Raw genomic sequence first — 21290 nt, 5'->3', positions numbered from 1 at the left:
CACCGCACGCGAGATCGCAGCTCCCGCAGGTTATCTCAACGACGGATTGACATACACCTTCGATGTGGTCGGCGGCCAGACAGCCGACCAGTCGGTCTACAACACCCGCGCCGGTCATGTCAGCTCTCGCAATCCGGCAGGCCGAGTGCCGCTCTCATCGATCCCATCGGGTCCGGTGAATCGACCGTGAAGACCATCGTGACAACGGGCCACCCGACGCGACGCCTGCTGCGTCGGGTCGCCCTTCTACTGGTCGGCCTCGCCGCAGTGGTCCTGACCGGTTGCGCGACGAGCGCCACGCCGTCATCCGAACCCGGCAGTTCGACAGTGGCACAGTCTGACCTGCGTCCACCGGTCAGTGCCCGAACAGGTGATCCGGCCGCCCCGACCTCGGTGACCGCGGACGGTCAGACCGCCCCCACCGAATCAGTGGCCACCGATGCGTCCGGCGCATTGCTGCCGCCCCAGGATGTCGGCCACCTCGGGTGGTGGGTGGACTCAGCGTTACCCGGCTCGGGAATGGGCACGGTGGTGATCACCGGGCACATCGACGACGTCGATCAGGGACGAGGGTTCGCCGCGCGGTTCGGCTCGCTGATGCCGGGATCCGAGGTCACCGTGCAGACCGCCGGCGGTGAGAAGGTCCGGTATCGGGTCCGCGATGTCCAGACCGCGGATAAGGAAAACGCTTTCCCCGCAGCACAACTCAACCGCCTCGACGGGCCGGAGACCCTGGCCCTGGTGACATGCGGTGGACCGTTCGTCGGTCCACCCCTCGGGTATCGTGACAACATCATCGCCTGGGCGGTCCGCTCCTAGAACGCAGACCGTATGCGCAATCCCCTTGACAGCACACGCAATCCCGCTGACGGCGCACGCCCACCCGCTGGTCGAGCCCGACGGGGCGCCGGCCGAGAAGGCGGGTCGTAACGGATGTCAAGCGGTTGGGAACAGGTGGACGGATCGTTGGTATGGAGCGCTTCGCGACTTCTGTGAACCTTGGTCCGCCCCTCGTCCTTTGAGACTTCTTACTCGCCGTGTTGTGGTGACGGTGTTGGTGTTCGTCCTCAGGCGAGTTCGATGAGTTCCTGATATTCCTCGGACCAGTGGTCCTCGGTGCCGTCGGGCAGCAGGATCACGCGCTGCGGATCGAGCGCGGCGGCTGCACCGGGGTCGTGGGTCACCAGGACCACGGCCCCGGTATAGCTGCGCAGGGCGTCGAGGACCTGTTCCCGCGAGATCGGGTCGAGGTTGTTGGTGGGCTCGTCGAGGAGCAACACGTTGGCCGCCGAGGACACCAATCCGGCCAGTGTCAGGCGCGTCTTCTCACCACCGGACAGGGTGCCCGCGGGCTGGTCGAGCTGCGCACCGGAGAACATGAACGCACCGAGCAGGCCGCGCAGGTCCTGTTCACCGGCATCGGGGGCGGCGTGCCGGATGTTCTCCCACACCGACGCCCCGTCGTCGAGGGTGTCGTGTTCCTGCGCGAAATAGCCGATCTTGAGCCCGTATCCGGGTTCCAGGGAACCCCGATCGGGTGTCTCGACCCCGGCGAGCAGTTTGAGCAACGTGGTCTTACCGGCACCGTTGAGACCGAGAATGACCACGCGGCTGCCCTTGTCGATCGCGAGATCCACCCCGGTGAAGATCTCCAGGGAGCCGTAGTTCTTGGTCAACCCCGACGCCATCAACGGCGTCTTGCCACAGGTGGCGGGATCCGGGAAGCGGATCTTCGCGGTTCGGTCGGCCACCCGCTCCTCCTCGAGGGAGTCGAGCATGCGGTCGGCGCGTTTGAGCATGTTCTGCGCCGCGGTGGCCTTGGTCGCCTTCGCGCCGAGTTTGGCGGCCTGTGTGCGCAGCGCCGATGCCTTCTTCTCGGCGTTGGCGCGTTCGCGTTTGCGCCGCTGCTCGTCGGTGGCACGCGCGTCGAGGTAGCGCTTCCACCCCATGTTGTAGACGTCGGCCTCACCACGCACCGCGTCGAGGAACCACACCCGGTTCACCACGTCGGCGAGCAACTCGACGTCGTGGCTGATGACGACGAGTCCACCCTCGTGGTTCTGCAGGAATCCCCGCAACCAGGTGATCGAGTCGGCGTCGAGGTGGTTGGTCGGCTCGTCGAGCAGCAGCGTCGTGTCCGACTTCCCGGCACCGTCGGAAGCGGCGAACAGGATGCGCGCCAGCTCGATTCGTCGTCGCTGGCCACCGGACAGGGTGCGCAACGGCTGACCGAGCACACGGTCGGGCAGGCCGAGTGAATGGCAGATCCGCGCCGCCTCGGACTCGGCGACGTAACCGCCGAGTGCGGAGAATCGCTCCTCGAGCTGCCCGTACTTCGCGACCGCCTTGTCGCGCACCTTGTCGTCTGCCGCCTCGGCCATCAGCGCTTGCTGTTTTTCCATCTGACGCATGATCGAGTCGAGCCCACGCGCCGAGAGCACCCGATCGCGGGCCAGCACCTCGAGGTCACCCTCCTTGGGGTCCTGCGGCAGGTACCCGATCTCGCCGCTGCGCACGACGGTTCCGGCATAGGGCTCGGTCTCCCCGGCCAGGATGCGCAGAGTCGTCGTCTTGCCTGCGCCGTTGCGTCCGACCAGCCCGATGCGGTCGCCGGGTTGGATGCGCAGCGCCGAGCCGGGCGCCGACAGCAGGGTCCGGGCGCCCGCTCGGACTTCGAGGTCGGTCGCGGTGATCACGACGGTCCAGTCTAATCGCCGAGCGACATCAAGACCGCATCGCGCGCATCCGCCCACGTCAGCGACACGATGCGGGCACGCGGTGCCAACATCGGACGGCCGATTGGGACGCCGGGTTAGGGTCTACTACACTAGCTTAGGCTCACCTTAGCGGCACCGAATCCCTCTGCGGCACGGAATCCGCGAGCCCGACCCGACCGGATTCGAGGGAGTACACCCGGTGACCGCACCCCATCCGCATGATCCCCATCCGCACGACGACGGCATCTGCGTCGTCATCTGCTGCTACACCGACGACCGCATGACGCTGCTGACACGCGCGATCGATGCGGTCACCGCACAACTGCATCCCGCCGATCGTCTCGTGGTGGTCACCGACCACAACGACGCGCTCGGGGACCGGGTGAAAACCCTGGTCCACGACCGCCCGGCACGCATCGATGTCGTGCCCAACGGACAGACCCGTGGGTTGTCCGGTGCCCGCAACACCGGCCTGCGTTGCGCGACAGAAGATCTCGTGGTTTTCCTCGACGACGACGCGGTGCTGCGGCCGGGCGGGCTCGCCGATGTGCGTCGAGCCTTCCGCGACCCGTCGCTCCTCGCCATCGGCGGGCGCGTCGAGGCCGCCTGGTCGGGCATCGGCGCTCCCGGCTGGTTTCCCGACGAGTTCGGCTGGGTGGTCGGCTGCGACTATCGGGGTATCGCCCCCGACGGTGCTGACATCCGCAATCCGATCGGCGCCGCGATGGCCGTCCGGCGTACCGCACTGGTCGAGATCGGCGGCTTCGCCGGCGAACTCGGGCGCGTCGGGGATCTGCCGGTCGGTTGCGAGGAGACGCTGATGGGCATCGAGTTGCACCGCCGGTTCACCGACGGTCGGATCGTGCGGAGGGCCGGATTCGCGGTCGACCACTCGGCCACCGAGTCCCGCGCGACACTGCGGTATTTCTTCCGACGCTGCCTGCACGAGGGCCGGTCGAAGGCCGTGCTGCGCCGGATGGCCGGCACGAACGATGCGTTCTCCGCGGAGACCTCCTACGTCCTGCGGACCATTCCCACCGGGATCCTGCGGTATCTCGGCCAGGTGCTCCGCGGAGACCTCGGGGCGCTCGCGCGGCTTCTCGTCATGGTTCTCGGCGTGGCGGTGACCGCCGCGGGGACGGTGTCAGCCCGGCGTGGCGGTGGCCCGGTCACGGCCACGCGGGCACCGTTCACCGGCTCCGACATGGTGTCGGTCGTCATCCCGACGATCGGACGAGACCTCCTCGCCGGCACCGTGGAAGCGGTACTGGCCCAGCACTATTCGCCGCTCGAGGTCATCGTCGTGGACAACCGTCCGGCGTCCGGGCGGACCCGGCAGATCCTCGACGACTTCGACGATCCGCGGCTGCGGGTGGTCGACGAGTCGTTTCCGGGCATCTCCGCAGCCCGCAACGCCGGTATCGCCGCGGCGACGGGTCGGATCATCGCGTTCACCGACGACGACGCCCAACCCCGCCCCGACTGGGTTTCGACGATCGTGGAGACCTTCGTGCGCGATTCCACCGGCACCATCGGTGCGGTGACCGGCCGCGTGATGGGCGTGGAATCCCTCACCGAGCTGCAGCAGATGTTCGAGGACGCCCGGGTGTTCGACAAGGGCGAAGACCTCACGGTGTGGGCGCTGCGCCCGCATCCGACTCACGTCGCGGCGGGCGTTGCCGGCGAGCACAACTTCTTCTTTCCCTACACCGCGGGCCAGTTGGGCAGCGGGAACAATCTGGCGCTCGCCGCCGAGATCCTGCCGCACACCGGGGTGTTCGACGAACGCCTCGGAACGGGAACCCCGTCGCGCGGCGGTGAGGACCTCGACCTGATGCGTTCGGTCATCCTTTCCGGATGGGCGATCGCGTACCGCCCGGACGCCGTGGTGACGCACTACCACCGCGACAACATGGCCGAGTTGCGCACGCAGAGTTACGGATACGGGACCGGGATGTCGGCGTCGCTGACCAAGCTGGCGTTGTCCCGGCACGGCCTGGCACTGGCCTGGCGTATTCCCGCGGGTCTGCGCGCGCTGCTGGTCCCCGGGTCGGAGAATGTCTCGGCCTTCGCCCGGGAACAATGGCCGGACGAACTGCGAACACTCGAACGGCGCGGCTATTTCGCCGGACCCGCCCTGTTCTTGCGCGGCCACCGTCGCTGCCGCGGCCGGGCGATGCCCGGCACCGGTACCGGCCACGCCGGTGCACATCCGACGGGATCGACCGTATGACGCTGACCACAGACCGATCCGAGGCCGCGACCGGAACCGATCGCCACTCGGTCGGGTACGGCTTCCCCCCGCGGGCAGCGCTGTCGGTGGCTGCGGTCCTCGCGGTGGTGCTGCTCCTCCTCGACATCGCCGCCGCGGTCGACCTCGACGTCGCCGGCGCCGGGGTGCGCGCGGTACTCGTCTTCGCCGGCGTCCTCACCCTGCCCGGCCTGCCACTGGTCATCGCGCTGCGGATTCCCGGCCGCGCGTTGTCGACGGTTCTCGCCGCGGCGATCTCGTTGTCGGTCACCGTGCTCGCAGCGCAGACCACGATGATCGCCGAATGGTGGAGTCCGCTACGCACGCAAGCGATTCTGATGGTGGCCACACTTGCGGTGTGTCTCTGGACCTGGCGCACCCTGCCCGCGGCGACCCGGTCGGGAACCTGGCGGCTCGGTCGTCGAACGTGGACCCGCAGCCGGGCGTGGAGCCTCGTGGCACTGGTGGTGGCACTGGCGCTGTTCGTCGTGGCCGCCGAGTCGCTCGACGTGTTGCGGGTCGGTCGATTCGGTGTCGTCGCCGGTCTGGACGCCTATTACTTCGTCGGGCTGGCTCTGCTCGCGGTGGTGATCGTCACCGCGCTGCGCGCCCGCCGCCTCGACCCGCTGGTGCTGTCGGCCTCGACGGTGCTCGCCGTCGTCTACAACGGGATGCTCGTCGGTGCCGCCACCGGCGAGACATCGATTCCGACGTCGTTCGTCCACCGCGGTTTCATCAGCATCCTCGCCCAGGGGCACGCGCTCCCCGACCAGATCGACGCGCGCTTCAGCTGGGCCGGATTCTTCAGCATGGCCGCCCACGTCCAGACCGCGGCCGGATTACCGGACGTCACCGGCGTTCTGGTGTGGGCACCACTGGTGTCGGGTGTGGTGATGTCCTTCGGCGTCTACGCCATCGCGATCGCGGTGACCGGCCGCGCCCGCCTGGCGTGGATGTCGGTGCTGCTCTACCACGGTTTCAACTGGTATCAGCAGGACTACTTCGCACCGCAGGCCATGGCCCTGATCGGTTACACCGCCATCCTCGCGACCCTGCTGTGGCAGTTGCGTCGGGCACCGCTTCCCGACTTGGGACAGGGGCGAATTCAACGTGTGCTCACCGCGTTTCGACGCACCCCGGGTCGCGTACCCGGCATCGGCGCGGGACGCACCCTGGCTCTCGAGGCGATCCTCGTCGTCATCGTGGCGGCGGGCACCGTCTCCCATCAGATGACCCCGATCCTCACGATCGTGGCGTTGGCGGCGTTCGCGGCGACCGGAACCACCCGCTACCGCACGCTGTGGCTGGCGGCCGGCCTGATCTTCGCCGCGTGGTTCTCTTACGGCGCCACCGACTTCTGGCTGGGTCACCTGCAGTCCCTCGTCGAGGAGGTCGGCAAGGTCGGCCAGTCGGTGGAGGCCGGCGTCGGTGATCGACTCAGCGGCGATCCCACCTACACCCGAATGCAGTATCTGCGCATGATGGCCTCCGGTGGATTCGCCCTCGTCGGCCTCATCGGCTGGTTCGTCTGGCGGACCAAGCGAACGCGGCTGATCGCCGGACTCCTCTGTGCCGCACCGTTTCTGCTGGTGGCACTGCAGAGTTACGGCGGTGAGATGATCATCCGCTGCTTCCTGCTCGCCTCACCCGTGCTCGCGCCGTTCGTCGCCCTGACCCTGGCCTGGGTCGGCCACCGGATCGACATGGCCCGTCGTCGACGACCGGGCTCGTCACGTCTGACCGTGCTGACGTCGATGGTGTTGTGCGTCGCGGTGTTCGCCGTCGGTGTCCTCGAAACCACCAACCGCGGACTGAACACCGCATTCGAGTCGTCCACCCGCGATGAGGTGGTGCTGACCGACGAGTTCATGGCGACGATTCCCCCGGATTCGTTGGTGATGAGTTTCAGCCACGCCCCACACTCCGTCGGCATCCGTCGGACCCTGGACCCACACGGCCCGAAGTTCGCGTTCATCGACTCCTATCCCTGTTTGAACAACATCGCACTGTGCACCGAGCAGCGCGATCCCGACTTCGTCTACATCACCAACCAGGGAATCCAGATGCTCGTGCTCCAGTACGGCCAGGACCCGTCGTGGTTACGTCAACAGATCGACGAGGTCGTCGATACCGGACGCTTCCGGGTCACGGTCAACACCCCGAGCGTGCAGATCCTCCGCAACGTGAAGAACGGACCGACATCATGAATCTCACCATCGCCGCGTTCGTCGCCGGCGCCGTGCTGCTCGTGGTGGGCGCGGCACTTCGCGAATTCCAGGTCCCCGCATCGGGTACGACGGGCCGGGGTCGCCTCGCACATCGGGTGACGATCCTGGTGGCCGCGTGCACCGTGGTCGCCGCCTGCCTGACCGTGCAGCGCCTCGCGGTGATGGCGCTGTGAGACGGCCCCGGCGGAAACGACCAGGATCACCACGCCCGCGGCTGCTGCCGATTGCGTTGGGCGCCACGCTGATCGCCGGCGTCGCCGCATGCGCACCGGCGTCGGGCGACCCGATGCACAACGCCGCGCAGACGACCAACTGCGTCGGCTCAGGGGTCGACGGCGCGGGCACCACGCCCACCGCCCAGGACCGACGATTGTGGAAGCGCGAGTTCGTCGACACCTTCGATCGATGTGACCTCGGCGATCGTTGGAGTACCTATTCCGGGTCGCCGGGCGGCAATCCCGTCGGCCGGTGGGATGCGTCGATGGTGCGCGTGCACGACGGAGTGCTGCGACTCCTGGGCGAGAAGACCACGTCGGGTTGGGTGACCGGTGGCGTCTCCAATTATCCGGTCACCCAGACCTACGGGCGGTGGGAGGTGCGGATGCGGGCCACCGACAGCGCCGATCTCTCCTATCACATGCTGTTGTGGCCCAAGGACGAACAATGGCCGCCCGAGATCGACTTCGCCGAATCCATCGCCTCCCGGCGCGATCAGATGTCGGCGTTCGTCCACTGGGTCGACGCCCGAAACCGGGACGGGGACAACAAGAAGGCCCACGCCGAGGTGAGCGGCGACTTCGGCGACTGGCACACCGTCGGCGTCGAGTGGCTGCCCGGGCTGATCCGGTACCTGCTCGACGGCCGGGTGTGGGCGGAGGTCCGTGATCCGGTGATGGTGCCGTCGGTGCCGATGTGGCTCGGCATGCAGGTCGAGGCCGGAGCGTGTGAGCGTCGCGCCGACTGGGGTATGGCGACATGCTCACCCGATGAACCACGGCCGACGCGTGGTCAGGTCGAGATCGACTGGGTGGCAGTGTATTCGCCCATCGATGACGTCGCGGCGTTCACCCATGCCGGATATCTCACGCCGACACCTGGCGCCGCTCAGCTCGGACCGAGCTGAGCGCGCCCGGCCAGAGCACGGGCCAGTGGGACCGCGACCAGTGTGGCCGCCGTACCCTCGGCGATCACCATCGCCCACCCGGCGGCGATCAGGCCGTGCCCGCCGATCCACGCGGCGGTCAACGACAGCATCGTCACGGCACTGATCACCTGGACCGCCAACGCCGGACCGAGCCGGCACCGCACACGGCAAATCCCGACGAACGCCAGGCCCACCGCCGCGAGCGGGAGTGCGGTGGCACCGAGCCGGAGCAGGACGGTCCCGTGTGCGGCGTAGTCCGCTCCGGCCAGCCGCAGGAACACCGGACCGACCACGATCAGGACCAGCGCCGCCACCATCGCCCCGCCGACGAGAATGGCCACGAACTGCCGCGTACGACGCAGGGCCACTTGGACATTCGGCGACACCGGGGAATTCGCGGGCCGTGCGGCATCGTCGGCACTCATCGCCGCCACATACGGGCCCAGCAGCATGGTCAACAGCACCAGCACCGCGCTCACCAGAGACCAGACGATCGAGAAATACGCATTCTGATCGGCCCCGACGCGCCCGATCACCACCGGCGGCAGGACCAGTGGGGTGATCGCGCCGGCCACATAGACGCCGTAATTTCCTGCGAGGAAACGGCGTTGGGTCCGCCACGCGGGCAGCGCCATCGATGTCGACGCGAGATCGGCGGCACGCAGCCGGAGTTCACGGCGAGCGATCCACCACAGCAGAGCGGCCGCGATCGCCGCCGTCACCACCCAGCTGCCGATGAGACCGAGCCGGTCGGCCGACAGTGCGAGCGCGGCCGCAGCGGCGAGTTTGGCGACCGCGTGCACGATGTTCTTCTGGGCCGACCAGTCGGCGCGTCCCATCGCGATGCTCACGTGGTCGAGCATCGCGAACGACGACAGGACCACCACCACGATCGGGAACATCCACATCTGCACGGCGCCGTCGAACATCTCCGACGTCGGGCCGACGATCAGGAACCCGCAGCCGAGCAGCGCGCCGCAGCTCGCTCCGATCAGCAGTCCTCGGCTCGGAAGTGTCAGGCTGCGTTCCCCGGCAATCGGGAGAAACCGTTCGAGATAAGCGCCGATTCCCAGGTTGCCGAACGCCGAGAGCATGGTGGCGGTGGTGATCACCGCGGCAGCGGCTCCGACCTCCGACGCCGGGTACATGCGCCCGGCCAGGACCCAGTAGACCAATCCGAGAACCGCGGTTCCCAGACCCGAGACCACCAGTGCCGCCGAGCTTCTCGCGATCGTCTGACCGGTCGGTGCAGGCCCGTCGGACAGATCGGCGCGAGCGGCGATCACCCCGCGAGTTCGTCGGATGCGAGTTCGATCGCGGCACCCGCGCGCACTCCGTGACGCGTCGCCGATCGGTGCGAACGCCAGTGCTTGAACTCCTGGTTGATGGTGCGCAACACGCGCATGCCATCGCTGTAGGCATTGAGGTTGCTGCGCCCGTGCAGTCGTGGCCCCTCGAAGCTGCCGACCTCGGTGATCCGCAGACCGGCGGTGGCCAACCGAACGTTGATGACGGTCTCGATCTCGAACCCGTCACCCCATTGCGCCCGTCGATATCCGGTGGGCGGCAACTCGATCTGCTCGGCGTGACGCGCCCAGAAGGCGTTGTAGCCGTAGCAGAGATCGGTGAACTTCGTGTGGAAGTAGACGTTGACGATGGTGTTGAGGGCTTTGTTGCCGATCCGACGCAATGCGGTGATGTCGGTGCTGCCGCCGGCGCCGACGAACCGACTCCCCTTGGCCAGGTCGGCGCCCTCGACCAGCGCCTGCACGAACAGCGGGATCTCCGCCGGATCGGTGGAGCCGTCGGCATCGATCGTCACGATGATGTCCCCGGTACAGGCCTCGATCCCGCACGCGAGTGCATTGCCCTTGCCCGATCGGGTCTGGGTCACGAAAGTGGCCTCGGGCCACAGCTTTCGGGCCACCGCCACGGTGTCGTCGGCCGAGTTGCCGTCGACGAAAACGATCTGATCGATGCCATCGGGCATCCGGAAAGCCACATAGGGCAAATTCTTGGCCTCGTTCATCGCCGGGATGATCACCGAGACGCTCGGACGGGAGCCCGCCGCGTCGGAGATGGGCGAAACGTCACCATGCCCGATGGGCGAAATGTCAACGTGCCCAATGATTTCCGGTCGTGCGCTGTCCTGCATGGGTCCCCACTCGTTGCGGTTCGAACTACCTGAAGTTAGGCTTAGCGTAGACTAAAGGTTAGCCTAACCAAAGCCCGATTCGCCCGAGTGCTGCACTTCACACCTTCTGCGGCGAATTGCGATTACCGCACAGGCTAGCCTAGCCTAAGTAATCGTTGCACCCAGGCCTGCCAGGAGACCCGATGAACACCTTTCCGGATGGATATCGCCGTCCACATCTCACGGGCGGCAAGGCCATTCGGCTCTCCCGCATCGCCGATCCGGTGACCATGCGATCCCAGATCGTGCCGATGGACCATTCGGTCACCGTCGGTCCGCTGGGCCCCACGCACCACACCGAACGCATGGTCCGATTGCTGGCCGATTCCGGCTGTGACGCCGTCGTGCTCCACCGAGGTCGCGCCCAGCAGGTAGCCTCGGCGGCGTTCGCCACCATGGGGTTGATCGTGCACCTGTCGGCGAGCACTTCCCTCGGTCCCGATCAGGACGCGAAGGTTCTCGTCGGGGGTGTCGACGCCGCGTTGCGGATCGGCGCGGATGCGGTGAGCGTGCACGTCAACGTCGGCTCCGCGACCGAGACACGGCAACTGCAGGACTTCGCCGCCATCTCCCGAGAGTGCGACGCACTCGGCGTGCCACTACTGGCCATGATGTACGCACGGGGTCCGGCCCTCCCGGCCCAGCCGACGGGCACGACACTGGCCCATCTCGCGGCGATCGCCACCGATCTCGGTGCCGACATGGTCAAACTCGACTACGCCGGCTCCGCAGAGGTCATGCGGGCCGTCGTCGACTCCACCCCGGCGCCGATCTACGTCGCCGGCGGGCCCGGCCGCACCGACGACGAGGCCATCGAATTCGGCGCGGAGGTGCTCACCAGTGGAGTCGCCGGACTGAGCTTCGGCCGCAACATCTTCGACGCCGCCGACCCGTTCCGGGTCGCCAGCAGCCTGGCCGATCTGGTGCACCGCCGTGCGGCGACCACGGCGATGGCGCGCGCCGGAGCGCCCGCCGACGTCGCCGCGCTCGAATCGGCCTGAGCCGAATCGCTCGGGTTCGAGTCCGGCCTGGTTCGGGTCAGGCCCGGTCCGACACTTCCACCCACTTCACCGCGCCGACGCCCTCCGGTCGCGCGTCACCACCGTCAGCAGAACAGGAATCCATCCGTGTCCACCACCGACATGTCCACCGCCACCGGCGAGCTCATCGTCACCGACCAGATCGTGCCCGCCGCCGCCACCGGAGCTGCGCGTGCCACCACGCATTTCGGGTGGATCGACGTGCGGGGCCTGAACTCACCGGCGCGCGACGCGGTCATCGCCGCCGCGCTCAACCAGGGTCTGGACGGAATCGTCGCCGACGACCCGCAGGTGCTGAGCGATCTGCCACCGACCGTGCGTCGAATCCTGTTCGCCGCCGATGGCGTCTCCGCCTCGGAGGCCGACCTCGTCCTCATCGACGCCGACGCGGTCGATCCCACCACCGCGACCGACGCCCCGACCGGGCTGCACATCACCGTCTCCGACGCGCCCACCCTGGCGCAGGCGTGCGACGCGGTGCGCGTCACCCCGTGGACCGTTCTGACCTTCACCGATCCCACCAAGATCCCGCTCGAGATCGTGATCGCCGCCGCCGAGAACTCCGGCGGCAAGACGGTGACCGTGGTCAATGACATCACCGACGCCGAGATCGTGAAACTCGTTCTCGAACACGGCTCCGACGGGCTGCTCCTCGCACCCCGGCACGCCGACGACGTCCTCGCGCTCGCGACGATCCTGTCCCCGACCGCCGACCGGGTCGAGCTGTCCCACCTCACGATCACCGGCGTCGAGCACATCGGTATGGGCGAACGGGCCTGCATCGACACGTGCTCACTGCTCGAGTTGGACGAGGGTTGCCTCATCGGTTCGTTCGCGAGCGGAATGTTCCTGTCCTGCAGCGAGACCCATCCACTCCCCTATATGCCGACGCGTCCGTTCCGATGGAATGCGGGTGCCGTGCACTCCTACGTCCTCACCCCCGACAACCGAACCCGCTACGTCAGCGAACTGCGCGCAGGTCAGCCGATCCTCGCGGTCCGTTCGGACGGTTCGGCGCGCGAGGTGCGGATCGGGCGGGTGAAGATCGAGCGCCGCCCACTGATCTCGATCACGGCGACGAGTCCGGACGGCAAGACGATCAATGTCATCGCGCAGGACGATTGGCATGTTCGCCTGCTCGGCCCCGGCGGCAGCGTCAACAACGTCACAGAACTCACCCCCGGCGACGTGCTACTCGGCTACGTTCCCACCGAGGCACGCCACGTCGGGCTGCCCATCACCGAGTTCTGTGAAGAACGCTGAGCGCCTTGGCGATCGGTTCGCCGCGGCCGTCGCCGCCCACGCCGACCGATCCGCGCTGCGCATCGGCGACCGGTGCTGGGGCTATCGCGAACTCGACGACGAACTGAGCGGCCACCGACTAACTCTCGACGAGATCTGTGCCGATCCCGACCGGCCGGTCGCGGTCGTCGTCGATGGTACGGCGGCGACGTTCCTGCCCATGCTGGCCGTACTCTTCTCCCGGCATCCGTTGATCCCCCTCGATGCCGCCTCGCCGCAGTCGCGGGTGTCGACCATCCTCACCGACACCGGAGCACTGCTCTGGCGCACCGCCCCCGGGACCGGCGCAGACACCGCGCCCGGAGCCGAATCCGCGCCGGGTTACCCCCGGGTGGACTGCGCGGTGCTCGCCTACACCTCTGGTTCCACCGGCACCCCCAAGGCCGTCCGGCAGGGCGACGAGCTGTGGCTGCATCAGGCGACCGAACTCGCCCACGAACTGGGCATCGTTCCGGGATCGGTCGTCGCACAAGCACTTCCAGCCACCTTCGGTGGTGGGCTCGACGTCACCGTCACCGCGCTGCTCGCCGGGGCGTTGCTGTGGACACTCGATCCGCGAATCGACGGCGTGGGGGATCTGGTCGCCGAACTTCGAGGTCGCCGCCCGCAGTCGCTACACCTGTCGCCCGCGTTGCTGCGGGCGGTCCTCGACACCGCCGGCGCCGGCGAGGCATTGAGCGGCATCGACCTGGTGGCCACCTGTGGTGAAGCGCTCGATGCGGTCGAGGTCGACCGACTGCGCGCACTGACGCCCGAGGTCACCTTCGTGAACCGGTCCGGCTCGTCGGAGACCGGAAACCTCGCCTTCAACTCGTTCCCACCCGACCGGGAGCTGCCGACCGGCACGCTGCCCGCCGGACGCATCGCGGCGGGCAAACACATACGCGTGCTCGACGAGCACGGCACACCACTCCCGGACGGCGCGGTCGGCGCGATCGAGGTGCGCTCGCCCCATCTCGCACGCGGATATCTCTGCGACGGTGAGCTCGTCGACTTCGCGACGCACGGCACCGGTGACCAAGGGGTGCCCACCGCATTGCCGGTACGCAGTCACCGCACCGGCGACATGGGGCGGGTCGTCGGTGACCGGCTCACACTGCTCGGTCGCAGCGACGACACGGTGAAGATCCGCGGCTACCGCGTCGACATCGGCGAGGTGACCGCCGCGGCCCGCGCCGCCGACGGCGTGGGCGACGCCGTGGTCATCGCCCGAGAGTCCGCGGGCCGCACCGAACTCGTCGCATACGTCGCACCGCCACGGACCGCCCGCGCCCCGGCGATCGCGACGGTGCGCACCGCCATCGGCCGGGCTGTGCCGTCCTGGATGGTCCCCACCCACATCGTCCTTCTGCCCGAACTCCCCCGCAACGAGCGCGGCAAGGTCGATCGCGGCGCACTGCCCGCACCCCGACGGCGCCCCGCGTACATGCCACCGGCCACCGGTACCGAAAAGCTGCTGGCACCGATCTATGCCGACCTACTCGGGATCGGGACAGACGGGATCGGGGCGGGCGGGATCGGGGCGGACGACGACTTCGTCGCGCTCGGTGGCGATTCACTCACCGCGGTGACCCTCCTGCGACGCGTCGAGGAAACCTTCGGGGTGAGCCTGCCCCCGTCCGCACCGATCACCGACCCGACGGTGCGAGACCTCGCCGCGCGCATCGACGCAGGCGCACCCATGAGCGCCGACGGCGTCGTGGTCCATCTGCGTGGAACAGACGATGTCGCCGCAAGCAACGATCCCGGCGGCTCCCCCGCTCACACCCCGATCGTGTTCGCCTTCGCCGGCGCCGGCGAGTCGGCACTGGCCTTCGCTCCCCTGGCGCGGCGCCTATCCGGGTATCGCGTCATCGGCCTCCACGCCCATGGTCTGGAGAACCGTGGCATCCCCGATCCGACGATCCGGCGGGCCGCCCGACGTTTCGCCGGTCACGTGCGCCGGTTCTGCCCCCACGGCCCCTATCGATTCGTCGGCCACTCACTCGGTGGCGTGATCGCCATGGAGGTCGCGCGCATCCTCATCGACGACGGCGAGGTGATCGAGCACATCGTGTGTCTCGACACCGTACTCACCGGGCCGCTGCAGCGTCGTCTGCCGGTCCACCTGCCCGCATCCACCGACGACACCGCCGACACCGCAACCGGATCCGATGTCGTCGATCCCGAACAGGCTGCTGCAGAACACTGTTCGACGTGGGAGCTGTGGCGTACCCGGGTGGCATTGCTCACCGCCGGATGGTGGCCGCGGCCGGCCGATGCCCAGTGGTCGCTCTTCCACGAACTCGGGCGACGCTCGGCGTTACTGCATCGATTGCACCCCTGGCCGGGCCCGGTCACCGTCGTTCTCGCCGAGGACAACCCCGATCCCGGCGAATGGTGGGATGTGATCGCGCCCGATCACCAAGGCGTGCACCGCATCAGCGGCGACCACAACGGGATCCTGCGCGCACCGCACGTCGATGCGACGGCGGAGATCGTCACCGACGCCCTTACCGGGGCGAACGTATGACACCCCGGTTCGCGGTGTACATCGCCGCGCACGACAAGCCCGCATTGTTCGCCGATCTGGTTGCCTCGCTACATGATCCGCAGATCGATGTCTATGCCCACGTCGATCGCGCCGTCGACAGTCGTCCGTTTCACGAGGCGGTACGTGCCGTACTGCCCGAGGCGGTGCATCCGGTGCGGTTCGTCGCCGAGCGTGACCGCATTCGGGTGAACTGGGGTGGCATCAGCCTGGTCTCGGCCAGCCTGCGGCTACTTGCCCTCTCCACGGGCTCCGGCCGTGTCTACCATCGTCATTCGTTGTTGTCGGGGACCGATCTGCTGCTTCGGCCGCTGCCCCAGCTGATCGACGCGTGGTCCGGCGACGTCGAGTTCCTGCGCGTCGATTGCGCACTGGATTCCGGGCCGCACCGCGCGACCGTCGACCGGTATCACTTTCCCGACCATCCGAGCCTGCGCCGATTGTCCGGTCGCATTCCGCGCCCGCCGATCGAACGGCGCCTCTACCGCGGGTCCAACTGGTGGTCGCTCACCGACGCGGCGATCGGGATCATCGCCCGCACCCTTGCCGACGACCCGGGGTGGTTGCGGGATCTGCGGTTCGCCTCGTGCCCCGACGAGATCGTGTTCCACTCGATCCTCATGGGATCGGCTCGGGCGCCGGCCATCGGGCAGAACTACGCCGAGTGTGTCCACGACAACTATCGGCAGCCCGAGTCCGACTGCGTACACAGCGACGTGACGATCCACGGGCAGCACTACATCGACTGGACCGACCCCGACGGCGTCTCACCACCGGATCTCGATGTCGAGGCGCTGCGACGCGCGCTCGACGGTCCGGCCCTGTTCGCCCGCAAGGTGCCCTCGGGCTGGACGTGGCGCACCGGGCCGCTGCCCGGCCCGTCAGACAGCGACCCGACAGACACCGCCCGGCCCACTCGGGTGCGCGCGTGATCGGCCGGCTCGCCACCCGGGATCGGTTGACGATCAACGCTTCTGCCCTGATGGCCAGCTCGATGGGCACCGGGTTGCTGGGACTGGTGTACTGGATCGTCGCCGAGCACCACTTCCCCACCGCCGAGGTCGGCCGGGCCTCCGCGGTGATCAGCTCGGCGACCGTGCTGTCCTCACTGGCCTGTCTGTCCCTCGGTGGTGCGTTCCAGCGGTTCCTGCCGGTCGCGGGCGGCGCCGCCCTGCGCTACATCGTCGGCGGGTATCTCCTGACCGCCGCCACCGGCGTCGTTCTCGCCACCGGATTCGTGGTCGTCGGACTTGGATACCGAATCCTGCACAGCGCCGGTGAACGAATCGCCTTCGTCGCCATGGTCGTGGTGTTCGCGCTCTACGCGCTCACCGACCCCATCCTCACCGGCTTGCGGCGCGCTCCGGCCGTCGCGGTCAAGAACATCACGCTCTCGGCGATCAAGATCGTCCCCATCGTCGTTCTGGCCGGTGTGCCCTCGGCACTGGCCATCTCCGGTTCCTGGGCGTTGCTGGCGGCCGTGGTCACCGCCGTCTTCGTGTTCGGTGTCTGCCGCACCGCGATCGCTCGTCGCGGCCAACGTCCCGACCTACCGGCAGGGCGCGAGCTGTTGTCGTTCCAGGGAGCCTTCTTCTTCCTGATGCTGGTGTCGTCGGTGACCCCGCTGGCGTTGCCGCTGGTCGTCGTCGCCAAGACCGACACCACCCAGAACGCCTACTTCAATCTGGCGTGGACGATGTGTTCAGCGGCCGGGATGCTGCGCGCGTCGATCGGTTCGGCATTCATCGTCGAGGCCTCCGCGCCCGACGCCGACCGCCCGGCACTGCTCCGACGTCTGGGCACCATGCTCGGACTGGTCACCGGGGTCGTCGCGGCGGGATTGGCGATCGGAGGGCCGGTCGTGCTGCTGCTCGCCGGCCGCGACTACTTCCACGCGGCGGGGCCGCTGATGGTCGTCATGGCCGTCGAATCGATCGTGGAAACCGTTGTGGTGACCTACTTCTTGATCGCCCAGCTCCAACGACGGATGCGGTTGATGGTCGCCGCCCAGGTGATCATGGTGATCACCACCGTCGGTGGAGCGTGGGTGTTGCTCGATCCGCTCGGGCTGCTCGGCGTCGCGGTGGCCTCACTGATCGCGGTGGTGATCACCCTCGCGGTGATCGCCCGACCGCTGATCCTCGGGGTGCGCGCGATGCTGCACGACACGTCGGCGAACACTCCTCGTACCGAACGCACCGACAACCCGCCGGTCGCGGCACCCGGCGGGTCGGGCGCCGGTGTCACCGACGTCGGGCAGCCAACGTCGCCTCGATGACGCGACGCGAACAGAACCGGGCGGTCTCGACGCCCGGCTTCCGCCGGAATGCCCGCGTCGCGGCCGCCGAGGTGATCACCGCGGTCCGCATCACCCCGGCCTCCTCGGGCCACAGCAGGTCGCCGACGACGTGATCCGGCAGGGCGCGCACACCGGTGCGGTGCGCATGCGCAGCCGCGATCGCCAGATGCGCCTCCCGTTGCTCGGCACTGTGCCGGTTGCTCACCTGCGACGGATGAATCCGGTACCGATAACCCACCGACGCGACGTTGCCGATCCGTCCGAACGCCGAGAGTCGCGCGTAGAACTCGTAATCCTCGGCGTGAGCGAACCCCGGATCGAACCGCAACGCGGCCTCCGTCACCACGTCACGACGCATCATCACCGAAGCACCACACAGACTTCCGGCCAGCAGCAGCCGCTGACGGCACGCGCTGTCCGAACGCGGCATCCGCACCCGCCCGGTCATCGATCCGAACAATTCGTAGTCGGTGCCACAGGCGATCCCGTCGGGATGCCGGTGAAACCACCGTAGTTGCGACTGCAACCGGCCGGGGGGCGAGATGTCGTCGGCGTCCATGCGCGCCAGATACCTACCGCGGGCCTCGTCGAGGCCACGGTTCAAGGCGGCCACGAGTCCCGAATTCGGTTGCCTCACCACACGTATTCGCGGTTCGTCGAGAGCGTGCAGCACCTCGGCACCGCCGTCGGTGGAGCCGTCGTCGATCACCAGGAGTTCCAGATCGTCGACGCCCTGCTCGAGAATCGACCGCGCGGCCGCCTCGATGTGGTCGGCGGCGTTGTACGCCGGCATCAGGACCGTCACCAACGGTGGGTCCGACCGCCCGGTCAGCGCCATCGCAACACCGCCGAGTAGAGGCCCGGTGCGAACTTCATCAGCACCGCGAATCTCGCCTCCCGCAGATGGCGTCCGGCCCACAGGGCCGGCAGATCGTGCAGGGTGATGTCGGCGCGGACCCTGCGGATCGCCGTGCGATACAACGGCAATTCGGCCCGGCCGTGATGCGCCGACCGCATCGCGACGTGGGCCACCGACGTCAGCACCTCGCGGTAACGGAAGCCCACGAAGTCGCGGGACCAGTCCACCCCGCGGCCGGCGCCGCAGATGAGTTCTCGCACATCGGCTTCGACGCGGAAGAGGTCGAGCGTCGAGGGACTCAGGGCCGTCGACAACGAGCCCTCCCGATACAGATAGCGATACAGCGGCTCGGCCACGGTGGCCACCCGATCCACCGACAATGCCAGCCGCACACTGGTCGCGACATCTTCGTAGGCCTGATCCTGTGCCCACGGGCGGGTTCCGAGGATCTCGCGGCGAAAGATCTTGGTACAGGCATACGCCTTCGCGCGGCCGCAGAGGATCTCGCGGGCATAGCGCTCCCCGGTGAGCACCTCGCCCGGTGGCGGCGCCTCGTCGATCTGCAGGATGTTGCCGTCGACGTCGACGCGCCGCGTCCGGGTGACGGCGAATGCCGCGTCGTGCCGCTCGATCGCGTCGACGAGGCGTTCCACGAAGTCGGGGTCGGCCTGATCGTCGCTGTCGAGGAACCAGACCAGATCGGTCGCCAATTGGGCCAGCCCGGTGTTGCGGGCCCGTCCCAGACCACCGTTGCGGGGTTGGCGGATGAGCGTATGCGCGCGCCCGTGCTCGGCCAGCACCCGCCGGGCCAGCGGAACCGAATCGTCGCCCCCACAGTCATCGACGAGCACGATCTCGTCAACGGGAAAGGTCTGCGCCAGAACCGATTCGAGGCAGCCACGAACATAGGGCGCGCACCGGTACACGGGGATCACGACGCCGACGGTCGGCCTCACCCTCACCGCACCTCGCTTCCCGGTTCCATACCCTTCGTGATGAGGATAGCCTAAGCAAATTCGCAGGTGTCGACGGTGCCGCACGGGCGACGGACGAGAAGTCGATAAGGTGACACCTGTGACCGACACCACTACATTTCCCGTACCCGACCTCACCGGTCGTTCCGCTCTCGTCACCGGCTCCAGCCGGGGTATCGGATTGGGCATCGCCACCGAACTCGCCCGTCGCGGAGCCGCCGTCGTCATCACCGGCCGCAAGCCCGATGCCCTCGAGGCCGCCGCAGCGCAGATTCGCACCGTGGTCCCCGACGCGCGGGTCACCGCGGCGCCCGGCAACACCGGGGACGCCGCACACCGGGCGGAGGCCGTGGCCGCGGCGGTGTCGAACGGCGGGATCCACATCCTGGTCAACAACACCGGCATCGCGCCGACCGCGGGACCCCTGATGGACGCCGATCTCGACGCTGTCCGAAAGACGTTCGACACCAACGTGGTTGCGGCGCTGGGCTTCGTCCAGGAGGCATACCGAGCGGGTATGGCCGAGCACGGAGGCGCGGTGATCAACGTGGCGTCGGTGGCCGGGCTGCGGTCGACCGGCGTGATCGCCGCCTACGGCGCGTCCAAGGCAGCGCTGATCAGGCTGACCGAAGAACTCGCCTGGGAACTCGGACCCGCGGGCATCCGGGTCAACGCCATCGCACCCGCCATCGTCCGGACCAAGTTCGCCGACGTGCTCATCAGCGGCGACAACGAGGCCAAGGCGGTCGCGCGGTACCCACTCGGACGTCTCGGCGAAACCGAGGACATCGCCGCCGCGGCAGCATTCCTGGCCGGCGACGGCTCGTCGTGGATCACCGGCGAGACCCTGCGGATCGACGGTGGACTCATGGCCACCGGTGCTCTGTGACCGACGCGGCGCGGGCCCGGTGGTGAGGGTGCTGGGGTGAGCGGCCAGACGGCGATCGTCGTCGGTGCCGGACCATCCGGCCGGGCACTGGCCCATCGGCTCGCCCATCACGGCGTGCCGGTGACGCTCATCGATTCGCGCGTCGAACGACGATGGACCGCAACGTATGCGGCGTGGACCGACGAGCTACCGGCATGGCTCGACGACTCGGTGATCGCCGCACGGACGGCGTCGGTGGCCGCCCATGCGGTCCACCGGCGTCACATCCCACGCGGTTACAGCATCTTCGACACGGTCGGGCTGCAACGACGCCTGCACCTCGACGGCGTCGACGTCGTCGAGGCCCGGGCGCGGCACGTCGCCCCCGACCGGGTCATCACCGACGGCGGCACCGTCCATCGCGCCGGGACGGTGTTCGATTGTCGGGGCGCGGCGGCCGACGGCCCGTCGGCCCGGGCGGCCCCGCGCCAGACGGCATTCGGCATCGTGGTCGGACGCGACGAGGCGGCGCCGGTCCTCGACGGCGCCGAGGCGGTACTCATGGACTGGCGAGCGCCGCGACACGGTCCGCCGTGGAGCCCCCGCGGCGCGGCACCGTCGTTCCTCTACGCCGTACCCGTCGGAGACGACGCGATCCTCCTCGAGGAGACCTGCCTGATCGGCCGCCCGGCCCTGCCGGTCGCCGAACTCGCCGACCGCCTCACCGTCCGCCTGGCCGGCCACGGCATTTCCGGCGACGGCGCACGGCACCGTGAGCGGGTGTCGTTCCCGGTGCTCGTCGCCTCGCCCACCCCGTGGCGTCTCGAGCCGCTGCGATTCGGCGCCGCAGGCGGATTCGTGAATCCGACCACCGGATACGGCGT

Annotated in this window: 17 protein-coding genes and 1 pseudogene; 13 read left to right on the top strand and 5 right to left on the bottom strand. The window is 68.4% G+C overall.

Annotation, left to right across the window (positions count from 1 at the left end):
• Positions 1 to 190 (top strand): annotated as a pseudogene (locus B1964_RS30675) (hypothetical protein); the annotation flags it as partial.
• Positions 187 to 819: a class F sortase gene (locus B1964_RS10035; protein ID WP_346348425.1), complete on the top strand. Its 633-nt coding sequence runs from the start codon at positions 187 to 189 to the stop codon at positions 817 to 819. The pseudogene B1964_RS30675 and the gene B1964_RS10035, both read left to right, overlap by 4 nt.
• 248 nt (positions 820 to 1067) lie before the next feature.
• Here the strand turns inward: B1964_RS10035 and B1964_RS10030 are convergent, their stop codons facing one another.
• Positions 1068 to 2696 (bottom strand): ABC-F family ATP-binding cassette domain-containing protein, encoded by a 1629-nt coding sequence (locus B1964_RS10030; RefSeq protein ID WP_006370085.1) that lies wholly within the window; start codon positions 2694 to 2696, stop codon positions 1068 to 1070.
• Between the two features lie 220 nt (positions 2697 to 2916).
• Between B1964_RS10030 and B1964_RS10025 the strand changes: the two genes are divergently transcribed.
• Genes B1964_RS10025 through B1964_RS10010 form a run of 4 tightly spaced genes read left to right on the top strand, consistent with a single transcriptional unit; the run spans position 2917 to position 8319 of the window.
• Positions 2917 to 4950 carry a glycosyltransferase family 2 protein gene (locus B1964_RS10025; protein WP_079929659.1) on the top strand — a complete coding sequence of 678 codons (2034 nt, stop codon included), beginning with the start codon at positions 2917 to 2919 and terminating at the stop codon, positions 4948 to 4950.
• Positions 4947 to 7175 carry a hypothetical protein gene (locus B1964_RS10020; RefSeq protein WP_079929658.1) on the top strand — a complete coding sequence of 743 codons (2229 nt, stop codon included), beginning with the start codon at positions 4947 to 4949 and terminating at the stop codon, positions 7173 to 7175. Before B1964_RS10025 ends, B1964_RS10020 begins: the two co-directional genes overlap by 4 nt.
• The gene (locus B1964_RS10015) at positions 7172 to 7369 is read left to right on the top strand and encodes a hypothetical protein (protein ID WP_079929657.1); all 198 of its coding nucleotides are present in this window, start codon (positions 7172 to 7174) and stop codon (positions 7367 to 7369) included. Before B1964_RS10020 ends, B1964_RS10015 begins: the two co-directional genes overlap by 4 nt.
• Positions 7366 to 8319, top strand: coding sequence for a glycoside hydrolase family 16 protein (locus B1964_RS10010; RefSeq protein WP_253193943.1), 954 nt, complete (start codon positions 7366 to 7368; stop codon positions 8317 to 8319). Before B1964_RS10015 ends, B1964_RS10010 begins: the two co-directional genes overlap by 4 nt.
• Here the strand turns inward: B1964_RS10010 and B1964_RS10005 are convergent.
• Both B1964_RS10005 and B1964_RS10000 read right to left on the bottom strand, forming a co-directional pair.
• On the bottom strand, positions 8301 to 9626 hold the full coding sequence (locus tag B1964_RS10005) for an oligosaccharide flippase family protein (protein WP_079929655.1): 1326 nt from the start codon (positions 9624 to 9626) through the stop codon (positions 8301 to 8303). The genes B1964_RS10010 and B1964_RS10005 overlap by 19 nt on opposite strands.
• Entirely contained in the window at positions 9623 to 10495 is an 873-nt protein-coding gene (locus tag B1964_RS10000; RefSeq protein WP_079929654.1) for a glycosyltransferase family 2 protein, read from the bottom strand. Before B1964_RS10000 ends, B1964_RS10005 begins: the two co-directional genes overlap by 4 nt.
• A gap of 182 nt (positions 10496 to 10677) precedes the next feature.
• On the opposite strand from B1964_RS10000, the gene B1964_RS09995 reads away from it, so the two are divergent.
• The 5 genes from B1964_RS09995 (at position 10678) to B1964_RS09975 (ending at position 17684) form a co-directional block, all read left to right on the top strand.
• A complete protein-coding gene (locus B1964_RS09995) occupies positions 10678 to 11535 on the top strand; it encodes a 2-amino-3,7-dideoxy-D-threo-hept-6-ulosonate synthase (RefSeq protein ID WP_079929653.1) in 858 nt (285 codons plus the stop codon).
• A 141-nt stretch (positions 11536 to 11676) separates the two neighbouring features.
• Complete coding sequence (locus tag B1964_RS09990; protein WP_172398800.1) at positions 11677 to 12837, top strand: 3-dehydroquinate synthase II family protein; 1161 nt, start codon at positions 11677 to 11679, stop codon at positions 12835 to 12837.
• Complete coding sequence (locus B1964_RS09985) at positions 12824 to 15388, top strand: AMP-binding protein (protein WP_079929651.1); 2565 nt, start codon at positions 12824 to 12826, stop codon at positions 15386 to 15388. Before B1964_RS09990 ends, B1964_RS09985 begins: the two co-directional genes overlap by 14 nt.
• Entirely contained in the window at positions 15385 to 16338 is a 954-nt protein-coding gene (locus tag B1964_RS09980; RefSeq protein ID WP_079929650.1) for a glycosyltransferase, read from the top strand. Before B1964_RS09985 ends, B1964_RS09980 begins: the two co-directional genes overlap by 4 nt.
• Positions 16335 to 17684 carry a lipopolysaccharide biosynthesis protein gene (locus tag B1964_RS09975; RefSeq protein ID WP_079929649.1) on the top strand — a complete coding sequence of 450 codons (1350 nt, stop codon included), beginning with the start codon at positions 16335 to 16337 and terminating at the stop codon, positions 17682 to 17684. The genes B1964_RS09980 and B1964_RS09975 overlap by 4 nt, the downstream gene beginning before the upstream one ends.
• On the opposite strand, the gene B1964_RS09970 is transcribed toward B1964_RS09975, so the two are convergent.
• Positions 17650 to 18543, bottom strand: a complete 894-nt coding sequence (locus tag B1964_RS09970; protein ID WP_079929648.1) for a glycosyltransferase family A protein — start codon at positions 18541 to 18543, stop codon at positions 17650 to 17652. The genes B1964_RS09975 and B1964_RS09970 overlap by 35 nt on opposite strands.
• Positions 18534 to 19520: a glycosyltransferase family 2 protein gene (locus B1964_RS09965; protein WP_079929647.1), complete on the bottom strand. Its 987-nt coding sequence runs from the start codon at positions 19518 to 19520 to the stop codon at positions 18534 to 18536. Before B1964_RS09965 ends, B1964_RS09970 begins: the two co-directional genes overlap by 10 nt.
• Positions 19521 to 19638: 118 nt before the next feature.
• Here B1964_RS09965 and B1964_RS09960 point away from each other — a divergent pair, with 118 nt between their 5' ends.
• A complete protein-coding gene (locus B1964_RS09960) occupies positions 19639 to 20427 on the top strand; it encodes an SDR family oxidoreductase (protein WP_079929646.1) in 789 nt (262 codons plus the stop codon).
• 36 nt (positions 20428 to 20463) lie between these two features.
• Positions 20464 to 21290, top strand: an 827-nt coding sequence (locus B1964_RS09955; RefSeq protein ID WP_079929645.1) for a lycopene cyclase family protein, incomplete at its 3' end; no start/stop codon positions are given.

The sequence above is a fragment of the Gordonia sp. i37 genome, from assembly GCF_002043085.1.
Lineage (GTDB): Bacteria > Actinomycetota > Actinomycetes > Mycobacteriales > Mycobacteriaceae > Gordonia > Gordonia polyisoprenivorans.
Note: the sequence above shows the minus strand (reverse complement) of the source record. Positions and strands in the feature narration are given on the sequence as shown.